Here is a 22,599-nt window from a genome sequence, read left to right on the forward strand (position 1 = left end):
CGCGGAGGCATCGCCGTGAAAGTGCTGCTGATCGAAGACTCGCCGGTGCTGCGCGACAGCCTGGTGCGCGGCCTCACCCGGCTCGGGCTGGTGGTGGAACAGGCGCATGATGGCCCGAGCGGCCTGTGGGCCGCCACCGAGATGCAGCCGGACGTCATCGCACTCGACGTGATGCTGCCGGGCTTCGACGGGCTGGAGCTGCTGCGGCGCCTGCGCGCGCAGCAGGTGCGCACGCCGGTGCTCATGCTCAGCGCCCTGGCCGAGATCGAGGACAAGCTACAGGGCTTCGAGGCGGGGGCTGACGACTACCTGCCCAAGCCCTTCGATTTGCGCGAGCTGGCTGCGCGCTTGAGGGTGCTCGCCGCACGCCAGGCGGCCGACCCCGGTGTGGCGCCGCTGGAAGTGGGCGATCTGCTGATCGACCGCGTGCGGCAGGAAGTGCGGCGCCAGGGCCAGGTGCTGCCCATGCGCCGCCGCGAACGGCTGCTGCTGGAGCTGCTGGCCAGCCAGCGCGGCTGCGTGGTGCGGCGCACCACGATCGAGGCCAAGCTCTACCCCGACGCGAAGGAGCTGCAGAGCAACTCGGTGGAGGCGGCGGTGTCGCAGCTGCGACGCTGGATCGACGAGCCGGGGCAGGCCTCGCGCATCGTCACGCTGCGCGGCGAAGGCTACATGCTGGAGCGCTGACGCGATGTCGGCCAGCGCTTTCGAGCGCCGCTGGCGCGGCCGAATTTCGGCACTGCTGTTTGCCGTGGCGGCACTCGTCTTCGGGGCGGTCTATGCCATCGGGCACGCCGAGCGCGCGGCGGCCTTCGACCGTGCGCTCGCCGACGATCTGCGCACGATCAGCAACATCACCCAGGTCTATGTCGATGGCGACATCTTCGTCAACATCGAGCCCGAGGCGCTGGGGATGTACCTCACCGGCGGCGACCGCATCTTCCAGGTCTGGGACGGCGAGAACGGCGAGTTGCTCGACCACTCGGAATCGCTCGACAGCCTCGGTGCCCGGATGCCCCGGCCCCAGCCGGCGCCGGCCCTGAACGCACCGCCGCATGCCGAGCAGGCGCGGCTGCCGGATGGCCGCACGATCCGCCTGCTGTCGCACCGCATCCGCGCCAACTGGGGCCTGGATGCGGAAACGCTGGAGCGCACCGGCCAGACCATCCAGGATCACGAGGTCGAGGTGATGGTCGGACGTCCCGAGAGCGAGTTGACCGGCTCGCTGGTGCCGCTGGCCGGTGTCTGTCTGCTGGGGGCCATCGCACTGCCGTTGCTGGGCATCGGGGCGCTGCGCTTGGGCACCCGCCGCTTCGATGCCCTGGTGCAACGGATGGTGGTGCAGCGCGAGCGTGAACGGGGCTTTCTCGCCCATGCGGCGCATGAGCTGCGCACGCCGCTGGCCGAGCTGCGTTCGCTCGTCGATCTGGCCGAGCTGGAGGCAGAAGCTGGCGCGCCGGTCCAGCCCGTGCTGGCCGACATGCGCGGCGTGGCCGATCGGATGAACGGCCTGCTGACCGCGCTGTTCCGCTTGGCCCGGGTGCAGCGCGGCCAGGAGGAAGCCGCTGCCCCGCTGGACCTGGTGGCGCTGGCCCGGTCGGCGGTGCAAGCGCAGCAAGGGGCAGCAGCGCAGCGCGGGTTGACGTGGGACGAGGCGGTGCCCGAGAGGCTGCAGACGCTGGCACCGGCGACCTTGCTTCGCGCGCTGCTGGACAACCTGATCGGCAACGCGATCGCGCATGCCCGGTCGGGCAGCCGCATGCAGCTCACCATCGAGGCCCGCCGCGTTGGGGGCATCGGCCGCGTCGGGGGCGCCTGGGGCCCCTGGGTTTTGCGAATCACCAACGAACACGAGCCCCGCCAGCCGGGCACACCCTCGCCCGATCACCTGGGCCAAGGCCTGCTCATCGCGCAGTTGTACGCCCAGGCGAGCGGTCTGTCGCTGCAGACCGAGCCGGGCGTCGACCGGTTCGAGGTGCGCCTGACCCCCTTGGCGGCGGAAGAGGACGATCGGCCCCCGCGCTGAGTGCGCAGCAGCGAACGACCGCTTCAGCTGGCGCTCAGCAGCGTGGCCACCTTGGTGAGCAGATCTGTCTTGGAGAAGGGCTTGTCGAGCGAATCGCAGCCGGTGAGCTTGAGAAAGCCGCTGGCGTCGGCCGAGAGGGTGTCGCCGGTGACGAACAGCAGGCTGCGGCTGAGGCCCGGGTGGCGAGCGCAGACCTCGCGCCACAGCGTGGCCCCGTCCATGTCGGGCATGCGCAGATCACAAACGATGACGTCGAAGCGGGCGAGATCGAGCATCTCCAGCGCCACCGCGCCGGATTCGGCGGTGGCCACGTCGTAGCCTGCGCTTTCCAGCATCTCGCGCATCAACTCGGACAGCTCGGGCTCGTCGTCGACCACCAGCACCCGCACCAGTTGCGATGCGGCCGGCGAGGGCAGGGCCGGTGCGGGGCCGTCGGGCTCGGCGATCCCGCTGATCGGCAAGCTCAGTCGGAAGCTGGCGCCGCCCAGGCTGGAGCCCGCCTCGAGCATCAGATCGCCACCGTGTGCGCGCACCAGTGATCGCGACATCGCGAGCCCGAGACCGGTGCCCAGGCCGTCGGGCTTGGTGGTGAAGAAGGGCTCGAACACATGCTGGCGCACGGCGGCTGAAACGCCCGGACCGTTGTCTTCGACGCGCAGCCAGACACGCGGCTCGCGGTTGTCGCGCCGGGGCTCCACGCCACTTTGCACGCGCACCCGGCGCGGCCCTTCGCGGCTGGCCACGGCCTGCTGGGCGTTGATCAGCAGGTTCATCACCACCTGGCCGATCTCGTCGCTGTCGGCCACCACCGGGGGCAGGCCTTCGCCGAGATCCAGCTCCTGGCTGATGTTGTGGGTGCGGTAACCGTATTGCAGCATGTCGGCGGCTGCGCGCACCATCTCGTTCAGGCTCACCGGCCCGCGCTGAGACGGCTTGCTGCGGGCCATGTTGAGGAAGGTGCGCACGATGCGGCCGCAGCGCTCGGCCGCCTGCCGGATGCGCTGGGCTTCGGCCCGCAGCTCGGGGTCGCGGTCGCATTTCTCTTCGAGAAGGCTGGCCCGCCCCATCACGATGGCCAGCGGGTTGTTCAGCTCGTGTGCCACGCCGGCCAGCAGGCTGCCCATCGCCGTGAGCTTTTCGCTCTGCCGCAAGGCTTCGCGCTGGCGCTCGATCTCCTGCGTGGCGTTGTGGACCTCGGTCATGTCCACCAGCGAGGCCGTGTAGTAGGCGCGCCCGTTCAGGTCGGTGCGCCACATCAGCATCTCGATCGGCAATTCGCTGCCATCGGCCCGCAGGCCATGCAGATGCATCTGGCCCAGTTGCTGAGACGACTCGCCTGCTCGAAGCCGCGCCATCGCCTGCTCGTGCAGTGCGTGGTGGCGCGCCGGCATGACCAGTGCCGCGATGCGCCGCCCGATCGCGCGTGAGCGCGGCTGCTGGAACATCGCCTCGGCGGCGGGATTGAACTCGACGATGCGCCCGCTCTCGTCGCTGACGATCAGCGCGGCGGGGGCCGATTCGGCGATCGCCGATCGAAGCGCTGCACCGTGCCGCAGGCCCGGCAGGTCGGCGCTGCCGGCATCGCTCATGCGTGCGGTGCGGACGGCACGAACACGTAGCCGACGTTGCGCACGGTCTTGATCAGCTCGGGCTTGTCGGGGTTGCGCTCGATCTTGCGGCGCAGCCGCATCACCCGCAGATCGATCGAGCGGTCGAACACATCCCAGCCGCGGTTGTGCGCCTGTTCCATGATCTGGTCACGGTTCAAGGGGCGGTTGGGGTTGCGGGCGAACAGCGCGAGCAGGTCGAACTCGGCAGCGCTGATCTCGATGTCGGTGTTGTCGGCGGCGAGCAGCCGGCGCTCGTCCAGATCGAGCTGGCAGCTGCCGAAGCGCACACGGCGCGGCGTGGTGGCAAGCGGGGCAGGGGTCAGCGTGGGCGCCGAGGCCAGCGACGGGGCGGCGGGAGCGCCGGCGCCGAGTTCGGTGCGTCGCAACACCGAGCGGATGCGCGCCAGCAGTTCGCGAACTTCGAAGGGCTTCGGCAGGTAGTCGTCGGCGCCGACCTCGAGGCCGACGATGCGGTCGACCGCTTCACTGGCCGTGGTCAGCATCACCAGGCCCATGCGCGGGTGGAACTCGCGCAGCCATCGCGCCAGCGACAGGCCGTTCTCACCGGGCATGTTGATGTCCAGCACCGCCAGGGCGGGGGCTTCCTCGGTGACCGCCCGGCGCGCGACGGCGGCGTCTTCCGCGGTGCGTACCCGGTAGCCGTGGCGGCCGAAATACTCGGCGAGCAGCGAGCGCAGCTCGGGCTCATCGTCGACGACCAACAACAGGGGACTGGCGGTGCCCTCGGCCTGGGGCATGACGTTCACCTCGAGATGGTGGAACGCCGAGTTTATCGACAGCCAGGGCGGTGTCGTGACCTCCTCTTGTAGCGGCTCGTGAACGAACCCGTCCAGCCCCATGACGTGCTCAGGCGAAAGCGGCGGCCATCGCGCTGGCGGCGGCCTGTTCCTGCAGGTGGCCGATGATGGCCGCGTTGACCTGGGCTTCGTGGGTGATCGGGCCCATGTGGCCCGCATCGGGCAACTGGCGGCTGCGCAGGCGCGGCAGGCGCGCGTCGGCGATCAACTCGGCCACGCGCCGCGCCGGAGCGCGGGTGTGCTCGCCGTGCAGCAGCAGCGTGGGCATCATCAAGCTGCCCAGCGGGCGGTTCGCCCAACGGGCGGCGAACAGCGCCTCGAAGTGGCGCGGGATCATCGCGATGCGGCTGCGGATGGCTTCGCGCTGGGGGGCGGGCATGGCGTCCCAGGTGCCGGTGCCGCTCCAGTAGTCGATGAAACGGCGAGAGGCGCCGTCCAGGTCGCCGGCCTCGACGGCGATCTCGACCGTCTTGGCGGTGGCTTCGATCTCAGCCAGGCACTCGTCGCTGGGCGCCATGGCGTGGATCATGCCGAACGCCACCGGCTCGTAGAGCGTCAGTGAGCGCACCCACAGTGGCTCGATCAGCGCCACTTGCAGGGCCACGGCCGCGCCGTAGGAGTGCGCCACCAGGTGGACGCCTTCAGGAGCGGGGCCGGCGCGCCGGACCGCGTCGATCACGGCCAGCGCTTCCACATCGAGCGTGTTGGGGGTGATGTCCGGCCAGGCCGGGCTGCGGCCGTGGCCGTGCAGGTCGACGGCCATGGTTTGCCAGTGGTCGCCGAGCTGGTTCGTCAGGCCGCGCCACTGGACGTGGCTGCTGGCGCTGGAATGAAGGCAGACGACGGTGGCCCCCTGGCCCTCTTCGCGCAGGTGCAGCGCGGCGGGCTTGGACAGGCTGTTGAGCAGGCTGATGGCGTTCATTGGGTGTCCCTCCTGGTGCCCGGGGGCACCGTGCCGTCACTGTCGTCAACACGCGTTGCATGACGGCTTCATGGCGTGAGCTTGCTTTGTTTCATTTGTTTTTGTCACGCCCTCGTGCTAGGGAGGTAGCTCACCCATCACTTTGAGAGGCGAACGCAAGTCCTTGCTTTTAAAAGACATTCTGCGCAATGAACTTGACGTTTCTTTGCTAAGTGACTGATTTCATTGAATTTTTCTTCTCATTTCGTTGACCCTGTGGCGCGCGGTGAGATAAAGTGGGGGAAAGTGCAATTTAGTGGGCCATCGTGTCTGAGTTCGTGTTTCAGGGTGAATCAGCCCTCTCGCTGGACGGGAAGGGGCGGGTCACTGTGCCTGCTCGTTTTCGCGACGCGCTGGCAGCCCTGTGCGCGGGTCAGATGACCTTGACCAAGAGCCCTTCGCGTTGCCTGTTGCTGTTTCCCCGCCCGGCCTGGGTCGAGTTCCGCGCCAAGTTGCTGGCGCTGCCGATGGAGGCCGACAACTTCCGCCGTCTCTACCTGGGCAGTGCGATCGATGTCGATATCGACAGCGGGTCGCGTGTCCTGCTGTCGCCCGAGTTGCGCAGCTGGGCCCGGCTGGACAAGGAGCTGATGCTCGTCGGCATGGGCGGGCGGATGGAAATCTGGGATCGCGAGCGTTATCTGGCCAACGAGGAAGCGACCCTCGCCCAGCCGATGCCCGACGCGTTGCGCAACCTGGTCATCTAGAGGCGACCATGGCTTTTGCGCACACCACGGTCTTGTTGAACGAGGCCATCGACGCATTGGTGCTCGATCCGGCGGGCACCTATGTCGACGGCACCTTCGGGCGCGGCGGCCATTCGCGGCTGCTGCTGACCCGACTGGCGCCTGCCGGGCGCCTGTTCGCGTTCGACAAGGATCCGGAAGCCATCGCAGCCGCCACCACAGGAGACGCCGCCATCACCGACCCCCGCTTCACCATCTGCCACGCCAGCTTTGCGCAAATGCGCGACGAGCTGGCGGAGCGCGGTGTCGAACGGGTGGATGGTGTGCTGCTGGACCTGGGTGTCAGCTCGCCGCAGATCGACGATCCGGCACGCGGATTCAGCTTCCGTTTCGACGGCCCACTGGACATGCGCATGGACCCCACGCGCGGCGAAAGCGCCGCCGATTTCCTGGCCCGTGCGGACGAGCGCCAGATCACCCAGGTGGTACGTGACTATGGCGAAGAACGGTTTGCTGCATCGATTTCAAAGGCGATTGTTGCTCGCCGCACGAGCGGGAATCCTGTTCGAACCACTGCCGAACTGGCCCAACTCGTGGCACGCTCGGTCAAGTCCCGCGAGCCGGGCCAGGACCCTGCAACGCGCACGTTCCAGGCTCTTCGGATTCACGTCAATGCCGAACTTGAAGAGCTCGAACAAGGGCTGAGTGCCGGGTTGGCCCTGCTCGCGCCGGCTGGCCGGTTGGCGGTGATCAGCTTCCATTCGCTGGAAGACCGCATCGTGAAGACCTTCATCGCGCACGAAAGCCGCGAAGAGATCGATCGCCGCGCGCCTTTCGCGCCGCCCACCCGCGAGTTGCGTCTGAAGCCGTTGGCGCGCATCAAGCCCAGCGAAGCCGAAATCTCCGCCAACCCGCGCTCGCGGTCGGCGGTGTTGCGGGTGGCAGAGAGGCTGGAGGCATGAGCTGCGCACGGCCGCTCCGAAGCAGCTTGCTCCCCCTCGGGGGGGCGACCCGCAGGGTCTTGGGGGCACCATTGTCATGACCCGCCTGTCCGTGCTGTTGCTGGTGGCGCTGGTCGTCAGCGGGCTTTGGCTCGTCAAGACCAGCTATGAATCGCGGCGCCTGTTCGCCGAGATCGAGCGCGCCAAGGCCGAAGAGACCCAACTCGCCGCCGATGCGAAGCGGCTCGATGCCGAGCGCCGCACCGAGGCCACCCACTTGAAGGTCGAGCGCACCGCACGCGAGAAGCTGCAGATGCGTCTGGCCACGGCCGATGTCACCGTCTACGTGAACGACACCCGTCGCGGTGCCGCCGGGGTGCCCTCGCAAGAAGCGTCGTCAGCCTCTGGCCCGACGGTGGAGGTCGCGCGATGAGAACCGTGCAGCGGCAAGGATCAACCTCGGCGCACTCGGTGCGCGGTGTCAACTATTCGACCAGCCCGCTGCTGGCGTCGAAGACGCCGCCGTGGCGCAGCCGTTTCCTGGTGATGATGGTCGGCCTGGGCTTCCTGGCGCTGTCGGGCCGGGCGCTGTATGTGCAGGTGCTCGAATCTGACTTCTTCCAGAAGAAGGGTGAAGAGCGCTACGCCTCGACCGTGCAACTGCCGGCCAGCCGCGGCCGCATCCTCGATCGCCATGGCCAGATCCTCGCGATCAGCGTCAACGCGCCGACCATCTCCGTCAACCCGCAGCAGTTCAAGGCCAACGACGAGCAGAAGCGCGCGCTGGTGTCGCTGCTGCGCATGCCCGTCAAGGAATTCGACGCCAAGCTGGCCGATGGCGGCGCCTATCTGGTGCTCAAGCGCCAGATCGACGATGGCGTGGCGCAGCAAATCAAGGCGCTCAAGATCAAGGGCCTGACGATCGAGCCGGGCTACATCCGCCGCTACCCCGAGAACGAGGCGGCGGCCCATGTGGTGGGTTTCACCGACATCGAGGACAAGGGCCAGGAAGGCATCGAGCTCGCGTTCCAGCGCCAACTGCAGGGCCACGGTGGCTCGCGTGGCGTGGTGAAGGATCGCCTGGGCCGCATCGTCGAAGAGTTGGGTGAGCCGGTGGACCCGCGCGATGGCCGCGATGTGCAGCTCACCATCGACTCGCAAGTGCAGGCACTGGCCTACCAGCGCATTCGCGACGCGGTGCAGGAGCACCGGGCCAAGGCTGGCAGCGTGGTGGTGCTGGATGCGCAGAGTGGAGAGATCCTCGCGTTGGCCAACTACCCGAGCTACCTGCCCAGCGAGCGACGCAATCTCACGGGGGCGCAACTGCGCAATCGCGCGGTGACCGATGTGTTCGAGCCCGGCTCCACGGTGAAGCCGTTCGTCGTCTCGATGGCGCTGGAGAAGGGCTTTGTGAAGCCCGAGACCGTGCTCGACACCCACCCGTTCAAGGTCGGGCCCTTGTTGGTCAATGATGGCTCGCACGCCCACGATGCGTTGACCGTCGCCCAGGTGATCCAAAAGTCCAGCAACGTCGGCACGGTGAAGATGTCGCAGCGGCTGGACAACAAGGAAATGGGCGAGATGTTCGCCGCGCTCGGCTTCGGCACCAAGCCGCAGATCGGCTTCCCCGGGGCGGCCACCGGCAAGCTTCGGCCGTGGAAGACCTGGAAGCCGGTCGAGAAGGCCACGATGAGCTACGGCTATGGCCTGTCGGCCTCGCTGCTGCAGATCGCCCGCGCCTACACCGCGCTGGCGCGCGACGGCGAGCTGGCGCCGCTCAGCCTCATCAAGGGTGAAGAGGCGCTGCCCGCCGTGCGCATCTTCGAGCCCGAGACAGCGCGCACGATGCGCCAGCTGCTGCGCGGCACGGTCAGCAAGGAAGGCACCGCGCCGCTAGCCCAGCCCGTCGGCTACTCGGCTGGTGGCAAGACCGGAACGGCCGAGAAGCAGGAAGGCCGTGGCTACAACAGCGACAAGCACCGCGCCTGGTTCTCGGGCATCTCGCCGATCGACAACCCGCGGGTCGTCGTGGCGGTGATGATCGACGAGCCCAGCGGCGTCTATTTCGGCGGCCTCGTGGCCGCCCCCGTGTTCAAGGTGGTGGTCGAGCAGGCGCTGCGCACGTTGAGCGTGCCGCCCGACCTGGAAGTGAAGGCACCGACGCTGACGGCACAGGCCGGCAAGCCTGGCCGGCCAGACAAGGGCAAGCCCCTGGCCGTGGCCCGTGCCGACGACGCGGGCCAGCCCACCCATTGAGATTTGAGATCCCCATGCCCCTCACCCACCTGAAAAGCCCCGACGCCGCCGCGCGATGGCTCAGCTCCTGGGTCACTGGTGCGCTGCGCACCGACAGCCGCGAGGTTCAACCTGGCGATGCGTTCATCGCCTGGCCTGGCTATGCCAACGACGGTCGCCAGTACGTGCGCCAGGCGCTCGAGCGGGGGGCGGCCACCTGTCTCGTCGATCGCGATGGTGTCGAGGCCTTCGGCTTCGAAGATGCACGCGTCGCCACGCTGCCGCAGCTCAAGGCCGCCACCGGCCTGATCGCCAGCGCCTACTACCGCCAACCCAGCGGTGCGCTGCGAGTGGTCGCCACCACTGGTACGAATGGCAAGACATCCACCGCCTGGTGGACCTCGCAGTGCCTCACCCAGTTGGGCACACGCTGCGGCGTGGTCGGCACGCTCGGCATCGGCGAGCCCCCCCAGCCGGGCCAGCGCGAAGGGCAGATCCAGTTCACCGGACTCACCACGCCCGACCCGGTCGTGCTGCAGCAAGGCTTCCGCCGCATGGTCGATGAAGGGTTCGGCGCCTGTGCCATCGAAGCCTCGTCGATCGGCATCGTCGAGCAGCGTCTGGCCGGCACCGCGATCGAGGTGGCGCTGTTTACCAACTTCACCCAGGATCACCTGGACTACCACGGCAGCATGGAGGCCTACTGGGCAGCCAAGCGCGACCTGTTCGCCTGGCCGGGCCTGCGCGCCGCGGTGATCAACGTCGACGACCCCCATGGCGCCACCCTGGTGGCCGATCTGGCCGGCAAAGGGCTGGAGCTGTGGACGGTCTCTGCGCAGGACGAAGCCCGCCTGCGGGCCGAGGGCGTGGGCTACCGCGACGGGGGGCTTGCCTTCGACGTGGTCGAAGGCCTGCAGCGTGCACCGGTCGCCAGTGGCTTGATCGGCGACTACAACGTGAGCAACCTGCTCGTCGTGATCGGCGGTCTGCGGGCCCTGGGCGTGCCGCTGGCCGCTGCGGCGCGCGTCGCACAGCGGGTGACGCCGGTGCCGGGCCGCATGCAGCGGGTGGGCACCGATGGGGCTGTCCAGGCGCCGGAAGTGGTGGTCGACTACGCCCACACGCCTGACGCGCTGGACAAGGTGCTCAAAGGCTTGCGCCCGCTGGCCGAGGCCCGTGGCGGCAAGTTGTGGTGCCTGTTCGGCTGCGGCGGCAACCGCGACGCGACCAAGCGCCCGCTGATGGGTGAGATCGCCGCCCGGTTGGCCGACCAGGTGATCGTCACCAGCGACAACCCGCGCCGCGAGCCGGCGGCGGCGATCCTCGACCAGATCATGGCCGGCGTGCCTGCCGCGGCGGCCGGCAAGACCGACATGGAAGTGGACCGCCGGCTGGCGATCCACCGCGCGGTGGCGGTGGCTGACGCGCGAGACGTCATCGTCATCGCCGGCAAGGGCCATGAGGACTACCAGGAGATCGACGGCGTGAAGCACCCGTTCTCCGATGCGGTCGAGGCCTCGCTGGCGCTCGCCCAGAGGAGCCGCGTGTGAAGCCCATGATGACGCTCGCACAGGCCCAGGGCATGCTGCCGGGCGCCCAGGTGATCGGCGATCGGGGTGTGGCGTTCGCACGCGTCCACACCGACACCCGCACACTGCAGGCTGGCGACCTGTTCGTGGCGCTCAAGGGCGATCGCTTCGACGCGCATGATTTCCTGGACGCCGCGCGCGTCTCCGGCGCGGTCGCTGCGCTGGCCTCGCGCGGCATCGCCGAGGCGGGCTTGTCGGGCCTGCAGGTGGACGACCCGTTGGCCGCGCTGCAAGCGTTGGGGGCCGCCTGGCGGCAGCGCTTCGAGCTGCCGCTGGTGGCGGTGACGGGCAGCAACGGCAAGACGACGGTCACCCAGATGATCGCCAGCATCCTGCGGGCGGCGCACGGCGAAGGCGCCCTGGCCACTGCGGGCAACCTGAACAACCACATCGGCGTGCCGCTCACCGTGCTGCGGCTCAATGCCGGGCATCGGGCGGCGGTGGTCGAGCTGGGCATGAACCACCCCGGCGAGATCGCCGAGCTCGCGGCCATTGCGCGGCCCACCGTGGCGCTGGTGAACAACGCCCAGCGCGAACACCAGGAGTTCATGCAGTCGGTCGAGGCGGTGGCGCGCGAGAACGGCTCGGTGATCGCGGCGCTGCCATCCGACGGCGTGGCCGTCTTCCCGGCCGATGAGGTGTACACGCCGCTTTGGCGCGAGATCTCGGGCGAGCGCCGCGTGTTGACCTTTGCCGTCGATGGCCCGGCCGACGTGCGCGCGAGCGCCCACTGGCAGCTGGACCACTGGCAGGTTGGGCTGGACACCTCCAATGGCCGCGTTGATTTCGCGCTGCACATCGCGGGCCGCCACAACGTGAAGAACGCCGCCGCCGCCGCCGCATCGGCCTGGGCCGCTGGTGTGCCGCTGGAGGCCATCGCCCAAGGCCTGGCGGCCTTCACGCCCGTCAAAGGGCGCTCTCAGGTCAAGCCGCTCAGCGTGGCCGGGCAGCCGCGCACGCTGATCGACGACAGCTACAACGCTAATCCCGACTCCGTCCGCGCCGCCATTGATGTGCTGGCCGAGTTGCCGGGCCCGCGCTGGCTGGTGATGGGCGACATGGGCGAGGTGGGCGACCAAGGCCCGGCCTTCCACGCCGAAGTGGGGCGCTATGCGCGCGACCGTGGCATCGAGACGATCTGGTGTGCCGGCGAGTTGATGCGCCATGCGGCGCAAGAGGCCGGCGCACGTCACTTCGAGACAGTCGCCGAGTTGCTGGCTGCGCTGAACGAAGCGCTGCCGTATGCGTCGGTGCTGGTCAAAGGCTCCCGCTTCATGAAGATGGAGCAGGTCGTCGCCGCCTTGCAGTCCGGAGGCACCCATGCTGCTTAGCCTGGCCCAGTGGCTCCAGAGCCTGTACCCCGAGCAGTTCGGGTTCCTGCGCGTCTTTCAGTACCTGACCTTCCGGGCGGTGCTGGCGGCAATGACCGCGCTGCTCATCGGCCTCGTCTTCGGGCCGTGGGTGATCCGTCGGCTGACGGAGCTGAAGATCGGCCAACCCATCCGCGAGTACGGCGTGCAGAGCCACCTGGTGAAAGCCGGTACGCCGACGATGGGTGGTGCCTTGATCCTGATCGGCATCGCGGTGGCCACCGTGCTCTGGAGCGACTGGAGCAACCGCTTCGTGTGGATCACGATGCTGGTCACCTTCGGCTTCGGCGCGATCGGCTGGGTGGACGACTGGCGCAAGGTCGTCTTGAAAGACCCCGAGGGCATGCGCTCGCGCGAGAAGTTCTTCTGGCAGTCGTTGATCGGCCTGGTCGCGGCGATCTACCTCGCGTTCAGCGTGTCCGAAACGTCGAACATCCGGGTGCTCGAGCTGTTCCTTCGCTGGGTACAGAGCGGCTTCTCGAACGATCTGCCCCCCAAGGCCGACCTGATGGTGCCGTTCTTCAAGACCATCAGCTACCCGCTGGGCGTGTTCGGTTTCATCGGGCTGACCTACTTCGTCATCGTTGGCGCCAGCAATGCGGTCAACCTCACCGACGGGCTCGATGGCCTGGCCATCATGCCGGTGGTGCTGGTGGGCTCGGCGCTGGGCATCTTCGCCTACGTCACCGGCAACTCGGTGTACTCGAAGTACCTGCTGTTCCCCTACATCCCAGGCGCGGGCGAGCTGATGATCTTCTGCGCCGCCATCGCGGGCGCGGGGCTGGCCTTCCTCTGGTTCAACGCCTACCCGGCGCAGGTGTTCATGGGCGATGTCGGCGCGCTGGCGCTCGGTGGTGCGCTCGGCACGATCGCGGTGATCACCCGCCAGGAGATCCTGCTGGGCATCATGGGTGGCGTCTTCGTCGTCGAAGCGCTGTCGGTGATGGTGCAGGTGGCGTGGTTCAAGTACACCAAGAAGAAGTACGGCGAGGGCCGGCGCATCCTGCTGATGGCGCCGCTGCACCACCACTTCGAAAAGTCGGGCTGGAACGAGACGCAGGTGGTGATCCGCTTCTGGATCATCACGATGCTTCTTTGCCTGGTGGGCCTGGCGAGCTTGAAGCTGCGGTGATGACGATGAACACACTGCATCCGTCGTCGACCCCAGTGGCTCGTCACCCGCAGGCGGAAGGCCGGCGCTGCCGCGGGCCGAGCGGCCGTCTCCGGGGAGGACAGGCATGAAGCACTTGAAGGATCTGTCGGTGCTGGTGCTGGGCCTGGGCGATTCGGGCCTGGCCATGGCGCGTTGGTGTGCTCGCCACGGCGCGCGGGTGCGCGTGTGGGATTCGCGCGAGACGCCCCCTCAGGCTCAGGCCTTGGCGCTCGCCGCCCCCGAGGCGGTCTTGATCAGCGGCGCTCTGCCCGCCGAGCGGCTCGAAGGGCAGGGCGACCTTGCCGATGTGAAGCTGGTGCTCAAGAGCCCCGGCCTCGCGCCCGCCGATGAGCGCATCGCGGCTTTGCTGAGGGCCGCCCGCGCGCGAGGCCTCGCCGTGCAGGGCGAGCTGGATCTGTTCGCCCGTGCACTGGCCGACCTCAAGGCCGATCGTGGCTACGCGCCGAAGGTGCTGGCGATCACTGGCACCAACGGCAAGACCACCACCACGTCCCTCACCTCGGTGTTGGTGGCTCGCACCGGTTTGCGCGTGGCGACCGCGGGCAACATCGGCCCGACGATGCTCGACACCCTGGCCGCCGCGCTCGACCTGGAGCCGGAAGCGTCCCCACAGGAAGCCGCGGACACGCAGCCCGACGACATCACGCTGCCGCAGGCGCTGCTCGACGAAGTGATGCCGGCGGTGGCCGCTGCGCCGGCGCCCATCGCGACCACCGAGGAAGAGCAACCGACGCTGCCGGGCGCCTTCGTCGACGGGCGCCCGTTGGACGACCGCACCGTGCCGATGCCTCTCGAGGCCACCGGTCTGACGCCCGATTCGATCGATGTGCCGGTGGATGTGACGGGCGTGGCCGACTCGGTCGACCTCGCTGTCGACGTGACCGGCGCCGCGAACCAGGTCGACATGACCACCGATGTCAGCACGGTGGGCAACCAGGTCGATCTCACGGTGGAGCTGAGCCTGCCTGCGGCCGCGATCGACGTGCCGCTGGAGCAGGCCGCCGGCGACGACGAGGCGCCGCTGCAGCTGGCGCCGCCGCCGCCCGCCGCGCCTGTGTTCGAGCACCTGCCCGACGTGTGGGTGCTCGAGCTGTCGAGCTTCCAGCTGGACGGCGTGCAGGGTTTCGAGCCGAGCGCTGCCACGGTGCTGAACGTGACGCAGGACCACCTGGATTGGCATGGCGACATGCAGGCCTATGCCGCCGCGAAGGCGCGCATCTTCGGCGAGCAGGCCCTGATGGTGATCAACCGCGACGACGCGATGGTCGAGGCCATGGTGCCGGCGCCGGTGATGGTCAAGGGTGGCCGTGGCAAGGCGGCCAAGGCCATCACCCGGCCGACGCTGCGCTTCGGCCTGGACGCGCCGCAGCGCCCAGGCGATTTCGGCCTGGTCACCGAAGGCGGCATGGCCTGGCTGGTGCGGGCCCTGCCGGCCGACGAAACCATCAAGCGCCGCAAGGACGAAGACGAAGAGATCCATCTGCAACGGCTGATGCCGGCCGATGCGCTGCGCATCCGTGGCCGCCACAACGCCTCGAATGCATTGGCGGCGCTGGCGCTGGCCACCGCCATCGGTTGCCCGTTGGCGCCGATGCTGCATGGCCTGCGTGACTACCGTGGCGAGCCGCACCGTGTCGAATCGATCGGATTTGTGGGCGGCGTCGAGGCGGTGGACGACAGCAAGGGCACCAATGTCGGTGCGACCGTGGCCGCCTTGAACGGGCTCGGGGCCGATCGCGACAGCGGCAAGCTGGTGGTCATCCTCGGTGGCGACGGCAAGGGCCAGGACTTCGGCCCCCTGGCGGCCCCCGTGGCAAGCCACGTGCGCGCCGTGGCCACCATCGGCAAAGACGCCGAGGCCATCGAGGCCGTGTTGGCGCCCACCGGCGTGCCGGCCCAACGCCACGCCACGCTCGAGGCGGCCGTCCGGTGGTGCTTCGAGCAAGCCCAATCGGGCGACGCCGTACTGCTGAGCCCGGCCTGCGCGAGCCTCGACATGTTCCGCAACTATGCGCATCGGGCAGACGTGTTCGCCCAAGCCGTGCGCGACATCGCTTCCGAGCGGGGCGAGGTGTTGGAATGAGTGGCGCACGGCCGTTCCGAAGCCACTCGCTCCCCCGTGGGGGGATCGGCGCGCAGCGACGCAGGGGGCTCCGCTCATGAGTGGCGCACGGGCCATCACCCCCGGCTGGCGCGAGCGTCTCGCGGGCTTGCTCGCCTGGCGGCCCAGTGCGCGGGCGGCCGGCGAGCGGTTGCCGATTCGGGACTGGGTCTCGGTGGGCAGCGGCAAGCCGAGCGCCGTGTCGGGCTTTGACCAGACGCTGGCCTGGGTGGTGACGGCGCTGCTGGCCCTGGGCCTGGTGATGGTGTATTCGGCCTCGGTCGCGATGCACGACAACCCGAAGTTCGCGAACTACTCGCCCACCTACTTCCTGACGCGCCAGGCGATGTTCATCGCCATCGGTTTCGTCGCGGCACTGGTGACACTGCAGATCCCGATCGCCGTGTGGGAGAAGTGGGCGCCGTGGCTGTTTGCGGCCTCGCTGGCGCTGCTGATCATCGTGCTGCTGCCCTTCATCGGCAAAGGCGTGAACGGTGCGCGCCGCTGGATCCCGCTGGGCGTGATGAGCTTCCAGCCGAGCGAACTGGCCAAGCTGTCCATCGCCATGTACGCGGCCAGCTACATGGTGCGCAAGATGGAGGTGAAGGAGAACTTCGTCAAGGCGGTGTGGCCGATGGCGGTGGCGCTGGGCGTGATCGGCGTGCTGCTGCTGGCCGAACCCGACATGGGCGCGTTCATGGTCATCGCCGCGGTCGCGCTGGGCATCCTCTTCCTGGGCGGCGTGAACGGTCGCATGTTCCTGTTGAGCGTGATGGTGCTGGTGGGTGCCTTCGTGCTGATGATCGCCTTCAGCGAATTCCGCCGCCAGCGCATCTTCGCCTACCTCGATCCGTGGAACCCCGACTACGCCCAGGGCAAGGCCTACCAGCTGACCCACTCGCTGATTGCCTTTGGCCGCGGCGAATGGTTCGGCCAAGGGCTCGGGCAGTCGATCGAGAAGCTTTCTTACCTGCCTGAGGCGCACACCGACTTCCTGCTGGCGGTGATCGGCGAGGAGCTCGGTTTTGTGGTGGTGCTGTCGGTGATCGTGGCCTTCTTCTGGCTCACCCGCCGCATCTTCGTGATCGGCCGCCAGGCGATCGCGCTGGACCGCGTCTTCGCCGGCCTGATGACCCAGGGCATCGGCATCTGGTTCGGCGGCCAGAGCTTCATCAACATGGGCGTGAACCTGGGCTTGCTGCCCACCAAAGGCTTGACATTGCCCCTACTTTCATACGGCGGCTCCGGCATTCTGATGAACCTCGTCGCCCTGGCCATCGTGCTGCGCGTCGACCAAGAGAATCGCCAACTCATGCGCGGAGGCCGCGCATGACCGGCATGTTCCACATGACGGCCGCGCTGTGCGCGGGTGGGCGATTCCGGTGCAGGCTCACATCGCCGCGCGATGTGAAGGCCGCTTGGGCGGCCGGCCGCAACCAACATGGCCAACTCATGCGCGGAGGCCGCGCATGACGCGCCATCTGGTCATCATGGCCGCTGGCACGGGCGGGCATGTCATCCCGGGGCTCGCAGTCGCGCGCGAAATGCAGGCCCGGGGCTGGGCGGTGAGCTGGCTCGGCACCGAAGGCGGCATGGAGAACCGGCTGGTCCCGCCTTCGGGCATCGAGATGGACCGGCTCGCCTTCAGCGGCTTGCGTGGCAAGAACCTGTGGCAGACGCTGACCGGCGGCCTGCGCATGCTGAAGGCCTTTTGGGATTCGGCGCGCATCCTGCGCCGGCGCTCGGCCGACGCGGTGCTGGGCATGGGTGGCTATGTGTGCTTCCCGGGGGGGCTGATGGCCTCGCTGCTGGGCAAGCCCCTGATGCTGGTCAACGCCGATGCGGGCCTGCTGCTGAGCAACAAGGCATTGCTGCCGGTGGCTGACCGGGTGGCCTTCGGTTTCGATGGGCCGGCGGTGTCGAAGGTGAAGCAGGGTCTGGTCACCGGCAACCCGGTGCGCACCGAGATCGAGTCCATGGCGCCACCCGAGGTGCGCTTCGAGGGCCGAAAGGGGCCGCTGCGCATGCTGGTGGTGGGCGGCAGCCTGGGCGCCAAGGTGCTCAACGAGATCGTGCCGGCTGCGTTGGCGCAAATGCCGGTCGACAAGCGGCCGATGGTCATGCACCAGACGGGCATGGCCCACCTCGACGAGGTGCGCGGCCGCTATGCCACGCTGGGCGTGCAAGCCGAGGTGCAGCCCTTCATCGACGACATGGCCAGCTACCTCGAGATCTGCGATCTGATCGTCTGCCGGGCCGGCGCCATCACGGTGAGCGAGTTGTGTGCCGCCGGCGTGGCAAGCGTGCTCGTGCCGCTGGTGGTGAGCACCACCGCCCACCAACGCGACAACGCCCACTGGATGGCCGAGCGCGGCGCCGCGCTGCACCTGCCGCAGACCGAGCTGACCCCGCAGCGCCTGGCCGAAGAGCTGCAGAAACTGGACCGGGAGCAACTGCTGGCGATGGCTCAAAAGGCCAAGCTGCTGGCGCGCCCCCAAGCGGCTGCCAAGGTGGCCGATGAAATCGAAAGGCTCGCGTCATGAACCACGCGGTCACACACGGCACGTTCAAGGCCATGGCGATGGGCAGGAGGTGCGTCTCATGAAGCACGCCGTCAAGCACATCCATTTCGTGGGCGTCGGTGGCGCCGGCATGAGCGGCATCGCCGAGATCCTGCACAACCTGGGCTATGTGGTGTCGGGCTCCGATCAGTCAGACACCGCCACCACCCGGCGCCTGGCCGGCCTGGGCATCCGCATCCACCTGGGGCACGAGGCGTCGTACATCGACGGCGCCCAGGCCGTGGTGATCTCGACCGCCGTGAAGGGCGACAACCCCGAGGTGATCGCCGCCCGCGCACACCGCGTGCCGGTGGTGCCCCGCGCGGTGATGCTGGCCGAGCTGATGCGCCTGAAGAAGGGCATCGCAATCGCCGGCACCCATGGCAAGACGACGACCACCTCGCTGGTGACCAGCGTGCTGGCTGAAGCGGGTGTGGACCCCACCTTCGTGATCGGCGGCAAGCTCAATTCCGCCGGCGCCAACTCGCGCCTGGGCTCGGGCGACTTCATCGTCGTCGAGGCCGATGAGTCGGATGCGTCATTCCTGAACCTGATGCCCATCCTCAGCGTCGTCACCAACATCGACGCCGATCACATGGACACCTATGGCCACGACTTCGCCAAGCTGAAGCAGGCCTTCGTCGATTTCATCCACCGCATGCCGTTCTATGGCGCGGCCATCCTCTGCGGTGACGACCCCGGCGTGAAGAGCATCGTGCCGATGGTCTCGCGGCCTGTCATCACCTACGGCTTCGGTGAAGACGTGCAGGTGCGGGCGGTGGACGTGCAGGCGCTGCCGGGCGGCCAGATGCGTTTCACCTGCCAGCGGCGCAACGGCGTGTCCATGCCGCCCCTGGCCATCACGCTGAACCTGCCGGGCGAGCACAATGTGCGCAATGCCCTGGCGGCGATCGCGATCGCCACGGAGCTGGAGCTGCCGGACGAGCCGATCGTGCGTGCGCTGGCTCAGTTCAGCGGCGTGGGGCGCCGCTTCCAGCGCTACGGTGAGTTGGCCGCCAAGGACGGCGGCCGCTTCACGCTGATCGACGACTATGGTCACCACCCGGTCGAGATGGCCGCGGTGCTGGCCGCCGCACGCGGTGCCTTTCCGGGCCGGCGCCTGGTGCTGGCCTTCCAGCCGCACCGCTACACCCGGACGCGCGACTGCTTCGAAGACTTCGTGAAGGTGATGGGCCAGGCCGATGCGGTGCTGCTGACCGAGGTGTATCCCGCGGGCGAAGCGCCCATCGTGGCGGCCGACGGCCGCGCGCTGGTGCGCGCGCTGCGGGTGGCCGCCAAGGTGGACCCGGTGTTCGTGGATGGTGTGACGGAGCTGCCGGCAGAGATCTGCAGCTTCGCGCGCGATGGCGACGTGGTCATCGCGATGGGAGCCGGTTCGATCGGCGCCGTGCCGGCGCAGGTGGTCGAGCTGGCCGGAGGGGCCGCATGAATCAGATCGACGTGAAGACACTGGGCAAGGTGGCCGTGCTGATGGGCGGCGATTCCGCCGAGCGGCCGGTTTCGCACATGTCCGGCAACGGGGTGCTGGCGGCGCTGCGCTCGCAGGGTGTGGATGCGCATGCCTTCGACCCCTCGGAACGACCGTTGTCCGACCTCAAGGCCGAGGGCTTCTCCCGCTGCTTCATTGCGCTGCATGGCCGCCATGGGGAAGACGGGACGGTGCAAGGGGCATTGGAACTGTTGGGCATTCCCTACACCGGATCCGGCGTGATGGCTTCGGCCATTGCGATGGACAAGGTCATGACCAAGCGCGTGTGGATCGCCGAAGGCCTGCCCACACCGCGCTACAAGCTGCTCGCTGCCGGGCAACACGCCCGCGAAATCGTGCGAACCGTGCCCGACGACCTGGGCCTGCCGTTGATCGTGAAACCTGCACGAGAAGGCTCGTCTTTCGGCGTGAGCAAGGTGGCGGGGTATTCCGGGATGCTCGAAGCGGTCACTCACGCCGCACAATTCGATTCCGACGTGCTGTGCGAAGAATTCATCGACGGCGAGGAAGTCACCTGCCCCGTGCTTGGGGAGGGTGAGGCCGCCGTCGCTCTGCCGGTGATTCGCATCGTGGCGCCTGACGGCAACTACGACTACGAACACAAGTACGTCTCCAACGACACCCGCTACCTCGTCCCGAGCGGCCTGCCCGCACACGAGGAAGCCGAGATCCAGCGCATCGTCGTCCAGGCCTATCGGCTGCTGGGTTGCCGCGGTTGGGGTCGTGCCGATCTGATGATCCGCGCCAGCGATCGCAAGCCCTTCTTGCTGGAGATGAACACGTCTCCTGGCATGACCAGCCATTCGCTGGTGCCGAAATCTGCGGCGGCCACCGGTCTCAGCTACGAGTTGCTGTGCCTGCACCTGCTGGCCGGCGCCACGCTGGACAGCGCCGTTCAACACCAGGCAGCCGCCGCATCGGCTGAACGATCGGGAGGGGCCTGAGCACCATGGCCACCGCTGCCGCCAGCCCACTGCCGCCCGACGTGCGCATGATGAACGCCACCGCGCTGGCGATCATCGTGCTCGCGGGTACGGTGCTGCTCGCGGCGGGGGCGGCCTGGTTTGCGCGCCAGCCGATGTTCGCGTTCCGCTCGATCCGCCTGGAGGGTGAGGTCACGCGCAACAGCGCGGCCACCATCCGGGCCAACGCCGCCCCGCGCCTGGCAGGCAACTATTTCACCCTCGACCTGCAGGCAGCGCGGCGCGCCTTCGAGAGCGTGCCCTGGGTGCGCCACGCGGTGGTCCATCGCGTGTTCCCGAACCGTCTGGTGGTGAAGATGGAAGAGCACCACCCCGTGGCGGTGTGGAAGGGCGACGAAGGCAATGACCGCCTCGTCAACTCGCACGGCGAGGTCTTCGAAGCCAACCTCGGCGATGTGGACGACGACAACCTGCCGGAGTTCGCCGGTGAAGACGATGCGGCTGCGGCTTCGGTGCTGGAGATGTACCGCCGGCTGCTGCCGGTGCTCAAGCCACTCGATCTTGCACCGGCGCGGCTGGCCCTGTCGGGCCGGGGCTCTTGGCAGCTGGAATTGGACAACGGGGCCGAGATCGAGATGGGTCGAGGCACCGACGAAGAGGTGGTGGCCCGCGTGTCACGCTTCGTGCGTACCGTGACCCAGGTCACCGCACGGCAGCGCCGCAACTGGGATCACGCCGACCTGCGCCATGCCGATGGCTACGCGTTGCGCTTGAAGGGCCCGCTCTCACCGGTGGCTGCGGCGAGCGAGGCGAACGAATGAGGGATATGCACTGATGGCCAAGGAATACAAGGATCTCGTCGTCGGGCTCGACATCGGCACCGCCAAAGTGATGGCGGTGGTGGCCGAAGTCATGCCGGGTGGCGAACTGCGCGTCGCCGGGCTGGGAGTGGCCAGCTCGCACGGCCTCAAGCGCGGGGTCGTCGTGAACATCGATGCGACGGTGCAGTCGATCCAGCAGGCCTTGAAAGAGGCCGAGATGATGGCCGCCTGCAAGATCGAACGCGTCTACACCGGCATCACCGGCAGCCACATCCGCGGCCAGAATTCCACCGGCATGGTGATCGTGCGCGACAACCGCGAAGTGACGCCGGTGGACGTGGCGCGCGTGATCGAGACGGCCAAGGCCATCAACATCCCGAACGACCAACGGCTGCTGCTGGTGGAGTCGCAAGAGTTCGTGATCGACGGCCACGAGGTGAAAGAGCCGATCGGCATGAGCGGCAGCCGGCTGGAGGTGAAGGTGCACATCGCCACCGGTGCGCAAAGTGCTGCCGAGAACATCCTGAAGTGCGTGCGGCGCTGCGGTCTCGAAGTCGAGCAACTCGCGCTGTCGCCTACCGCCTCGGCGGCGGCGGTGCTGACGGACGACGAGAAGGATCTCGGCGTGGCGGTGGTCGACATCGGCGCCGGCACCACCGACGTGGCCATCTTCACCGGCGGTTCGATCCGCCACACGGCGGTCATCCCCATCGCCGGCGACCTGATCACCAGCGACATCGCGATGGCGCTGCGCACGCCGACCAAAGATGCTGAAGAGATCAAGGTCGAGTACGGCGTGGCCAAGCAGTTGCTGGCCGACCCGGGCGAGCAGGTGGAAGTGCCGGGCCTGGGCGACCGCGTGCCCCGCATGCTCAGCCGCCAGGCGCTGGCCGGCGTGATCGAGCCGCGGGTGGAAGAGATCTATTCGCTGGTGCACCAGGTGATCCGCGATTCCGGCTACGAAGAGCTGCTCTCCTCGGGGATCGTGATCACCGGCGGCACCGCGGTGATGCCAGGCATGGTCGAGCTGGGCGAGGACATCTTCCTCAAGCCCGTTCGCAAGGGCCTGCCGACCTACTCAGGCGCCCTGTTCGACATGGTGGCCAACCCACGCTCGGCCACCGTGATGGGCCTGCTCGAGGAAGCTCGCCTGGCTCACACGCGAGGCCACAAGGCCGCGCAGCAGGCCGGCTCGGTGAAGACGATGTTCGGCCGGGCCAAGGACTGGCTGCTGGGAAATTTCTGATGTTCTTTCAAACGACCTGAAGCGAAG

At 68.2% G+C, this 22,599-nt stretch carries 19 protein-coding genes; 16 read left to right on the forward strand and 3 right to left on the reverse strand.

All coding sequences use genetic code 11. From position 1 onward, the window contains the following. The first annotated feature begins 15 nt into the window (after nt 1-15). Both AACH06_RS04410 and AACH06_RS04415 read left to right on the forward strand, forming a co-directional pair. Nucleotides 16-687 (forward strand): response regulator transcription factor, encoded by a 672-nt coding sequence (locus AACH06_RS04410; RefSeq protein WP_341424412.1) that lies wholly within the window; start codon nt 16-18, stop codon nt 685-687. 4 nt (nt 688-691) lie between these two features. Beyond that, nucleotides 692-2,026, forward strand: a complete 1,335-nt coding sequence (locus AACH06_RS04415; RefSeq protein ID WP_341424413.1) for a sensor histidine kinase — start codon at nt 692-694, stop codon at nt 2,024-2,026. Between the two features lie 23 nt (nt 2,027-2,049). Here AACH06_RS04415 and AACH06_RS04420 read toward each other — a convergent pair whose 3' ends face one another. The 3 genes from AACH06_RS04420 to AACH06_RS04430 form a co-directional block, all read right to left on the reverse strand. After that, a complete protein-coding gene (locus AACH06_RS04420) occupies nt 2,050-3,615 on the reverse strand; it encodes a hybrid sensor histidine kinase/response regulator (RefSeq protein WP_341424414.1) in 1,566 nt (521 codons plus the stop codon). Next, complete coding sequence (locus AACH06_RS04425) at nt 3,612-4,394, reverse strand: response regulator (protein WP_341424415.1); 783 nt, start codon at nt 4,392-4,394, stop codon at nt 3,612-3,614. Before AACH06_RS04425 ends, AACH06_RS04420 begins: the two co-directional genes overlap by 4 nt. A gap of 109 nt (nt 4,395-4,503) precedes the next feature. Next, nucleotides 4,504-5,376 carry an alpha/beta fold hydrolase gene (locus tag AACH06_RS04430; protein ID WP_341424416.1) on the reverse strand — a complete coding sequence of 291 codons (873 nt, stop codon included), beginning with the start codon at nt 5,374-5,376 and terminating at the stop codon, nt 4,504-4,506. A 305-nt stretch (nt 5,377-5,681) separates the two neighbouring features. Here AACH06_RS04430 and AACH06_RS04435 point away from each other — a divergent pair, with 305 nt between their 5' ends. The 14 genes from AACH06_RS04435 to ftsA all read left to right on the forward strand — a co-directional run bounded on the left by AACH06_RS04435 (nt 5,682) and on the right by ftsA (nt 22,572). Then, the gene (locus AACH06_RS04435) at nt 5,682-6,122 is read left to right on the forward strand and encodes a division/cell wall cluster transcriptional repressor MraZ (RefSeq protein WP_423221985.1); all 441 of its coding nucleotides are present in this window, start codon (nt 5,682-5,684) and stop codon (nt 6,120-6,122) included. Between the two features lie 8 nt (nt 6,123-6,130). Next, on the forward strand, nt 6,131-7,063 hold the full coding sequence (rsmH, locus tag AACH06_RS04440) for a 16S rRNA (cytosine(1402)-N(4))-methyltransferase RsmH (protein WP_341424417.1): 933 nt from the start codon (nt 6,131-6,133) through the stop codon (nt 7,061-7,063). Nucleotides 7,064-7,139: 76 nt separating this feature from the next. Beyond that, a complete protein-coding gene (gene ftsL / locus AACH06_RS04445; RefSeq protein WP_341424418.1) occupies nt 7,140-7,475 on the forward strand; it encodes a cell division protein FtsL in 336 nt (111 codons plus the stop codon). Further along, complete coding sequence (locus AACH06_RS04450) at nt 7,472-9,298, forward strand: peptidoglycan D,D-transpeptidase FtsI family protein (RefSeq protein ID WP_341424419.1); 1,827 nt, start codon at nt 7,472-7,474, stop codon at nt 9,296-9,298. Before ftsL ends, AACH06_RS04450 begins: the two co-directional genes overlap by 4 nt. A gap of 14 nt (nt 9,299-9,312) precedes the next feature. Next, complete coding sequence (locus AACH06_RS04455) at nt 9,313-10,827, forward strand: UDP-N-acetylmuramoyl-L-alanyl-D-glutamate--2,6-diaminopimelate ligase (protein ID WP_341424420.1); 1,515 nt, start codon at nt 9,313-9,315, stop codon at nt 10,825-10,827. A gap of 5 nt (nt 10,828-10,832) precedes the next feature. Beyond that, entirely contained in the window at nt 10,833-12,197 is a 1,365-nt protein-coding gene (locus AACH06_RS04460) for a UDP-N-acetylmuramoyl-tripeptide--D-alanyl-D-alanine ligase (protein ID WP_341424685.1), read from the forward strand. Continuing rightward, the gene (gene mraY / locus AACH06_RS04465) at nt 12,187-13,368 is read left to right on the forward strand and encodes a phospho-N-acetylmuramoyl-pentapeptide-transferase (protein WP_341424421.1); all 1,182 of its coding nucleotides are present in this window, start codon (nt 12,187-12,189) and stop codon (nt 13,366-13,368) included. Before AACH06_RS04460 ends, mraY begins: the two co-directional genes overlap by 11 nt. A gap of 106 nt (nt 13,369-13,474) precedes the next feature. Further along, nucleotides 13,475-15,493 carry a UDP-N-acetylmuramoyl-L-alanine--D-glutamate ligase gene (murD, locus tag AACH06_RS04470; protein ID WP_341424422.1) on the forward strand — a complete coding sequence of 673 codons (2,019 nt, stop codon included), beginning with the start codon at nt 13,475-13,477 and terminating at the stop codon, nt 15,491-15,493. Between the two features lie 76 nt (nt 15,494-15,569). Beyond that, entirely contained in the window at nt 15,570-16,844 is a 1,275-nt protein-coding gene (gene ftsW, locus AACH06_RS04475) for a putative lipid II flippase FtsW (protein ID WP_341424423.1), read from the forward strand. 136 nt (nt 16,845-16,980) lie between these two features. Further along, nucleotides 16,981-18,054 carry an undecaprenyldiphospho-muramoylpentapeptide beta-N-acetylglucosaminyltransferase gene (murG, locus tag AACH06_RS04480; protein ID WP_341424424.1) on the forward strand — a complete coding sequence of 358 codons (1,074 nt, stop codon included), beginning with the start codon at nt 16,981-16,983 and terminating at the stop codon, nt 18,052-18,054. A gap of 58 nt (nt 18,055-18,112) precedes the next feature. Continuing rightward, complete coding sequence (gene murC, locus AACH06_RS04485; protein WP_341424425.1) at nt 18,113-19,522, forward strand: UDP-N-acetylmuramate--L-alanine ligase; 1,410 nt, start codon at nt 18,113-18,115, stop codon at nt 19,520-19,522. Further along, nucleotides 19,519-20,526 carry a D-alanine--D-alanine ligase gene (locus AACH06_RS04490; RefSeq protein ID WP_341424426.1) on the forward strand — a complete coding sequence of 336 codons (1,008 nt, stop codon included), beginning with the start codon at nt 19,519-19,521 and terminating at the stop codon, nt 20,524-20,526. Before murC ends, AACH06_RS04490 begins: the two co-directional genes overlap by 4 nt. Nucleotides 20,527-20,531: 5 nt before the next feature. Continuing rightward, nucleotides 20,532-21,326, forward strand: a complete 795-nt coding sequence (locus AACH06_RS04495) for a cell division protein FtsQ/DivIB (RefSeq protein WP_341424427.1) — start codon at nt 20,532-20,534, stop codon at nt 21,324-21,326. 13 nt (nt 21,327-21,339) lie between these two features. Then, nucleotides 21,340-22,572, forward strand: coding sequence for a cell division protein FtsA (gene ftsA / locus AACH06_RS04500; protein WP_341424428.1), 1,233 nt, complete (start codon nt 21,340-21,342; stop codon nt 22,570-22,572). The last annotated feature ends 27 nt before the right edge of the window (nt 22,573-22,599 follow it).

This window comes from Ideonella lacteola (genome assembly GCF_038066555.1).
Classification (GTDB): Bacteria; Pseudomonadota; Gammaproteobacteria; order Burkholderiales; family Burkholderiaceae_C; genus Ideonella; species Ideonella lacteola.

Bases quoted from the DNA above. Each gene is read 5' to 3' on its own strand.
- AACH06_RS04415 (WP_341424413.1), top strand. From the start codon at position 692: ATGTCGGCCAGCGCTTTCGAGCGCCGCTGGCGCGGCCGAATTTCGGCA.
- AACH06_RS04420 (WP_341424414.1), bottom strand. From the start codon at position 3,615: ATGAGCGATGCCGGCAGCGCCGACCTGCCGGGCCTGCGGCACGGTGCA.
- AACH06_RS04425 (WP_341424415.1), bottom strand. From the start codon at position 4,394: ATGCCCCAGGCCGAGGGCACCGCCAGTCCCCTGTTGTTGGTCGTCGAC.
- AACH06_RS04430 (WP_341424416.1), bottom strand. From the start codon at position 5,376: ATGAACGCCATCAGCCTGCTCAACAGCCTGTCCAAGCCCGCCGCGCTG.
- rsmH (WP_341424417.1), top strand. From the start codon at position 6,131: ATGGCTTTTGCGCACACCACGGTCTTGTTGAACGAGGCCATCGACGCA.
- ftsL (WP_341424418.1), top strand. From the start codon at position 7,140: ATGACCCGCCTGTCCGTGCTGTTGCTGGTGGCGCTGGTCGTCAGCGGG.
- AACH06_RS04450 (WP_341424419.1), top strand. From the start codon at position 7,472: ATGAGAACCGTGCAGCGGCAAGGATCAACCTCGGCGCACTCGGTGCGC.
- AACH06_RS04455 (WP_341424420.1), top strand. From the start codon at position 9,313: ATGCCCCTCACCCACCTGAAAAGCCCCGACGCCGCCGCGCGATGGCTC.
- AACH06_RS04460 (WP_341424685.1), top strand. From the start codon at position 10,833: ATGATGACGCTCGCACAGGCCCAGGGCATGCTGCCGGGCGCCCAGGTG.
- mraY (WP_341424421.1), top strand. From the start codon at position 12,187: ATGCTGCTTAGCCTGGCCCAGTGGCTCCAGAGCCTGTACCCCGAGCAG.
- murD (WP_341424422.1), top strand. From the start codon at position 13,475: ATGAAGCACTTGAAGGATCTGTCGGTGCTGGTGCTGGGCCTGGGCGAT.
- ftsW (WP_341424423.1), top strand. From the start codon at position 15,570: ATGAGTGGCGCACGGGCCATCACCCCCGGCTGGCGCGAGCGTCTCGCG.
- murG (WP_341424424.1), top strand. From the start codon at position 16,981: ATGACGCGCCATCTGGTCATCATGGCCGCTGGCACGGGCGGGCATGTC.
- murC (WP_341424425.1), top strand. From the start codon at position 18,113: ATGAAGCACGCCGTCAAGCACATCCATTTCGTGGGCGTCGGTGGCGCC.
- AACH06_RS04490 (WP_341424426.1), top strand. From the start codon at position 19,519: ATGAATCAGATCGACGTGAAGACACTGGGCAAGGTGGCCGTGCTGATG.
- AACH06_RS04495 (WP_341424427.1), top strand. From the start codon at position 20,532: ATGGCCACCGCTGCCGCCAGCCCACTGCCGCCCGACGTGCGCATGATG.
- ftsA (WP_341424428.1), top strand. From the start codon at position 21,340: ATGGCCAAGGAATACAAGGATCTCGTCGTCGGGCTCGACATCGGCACC.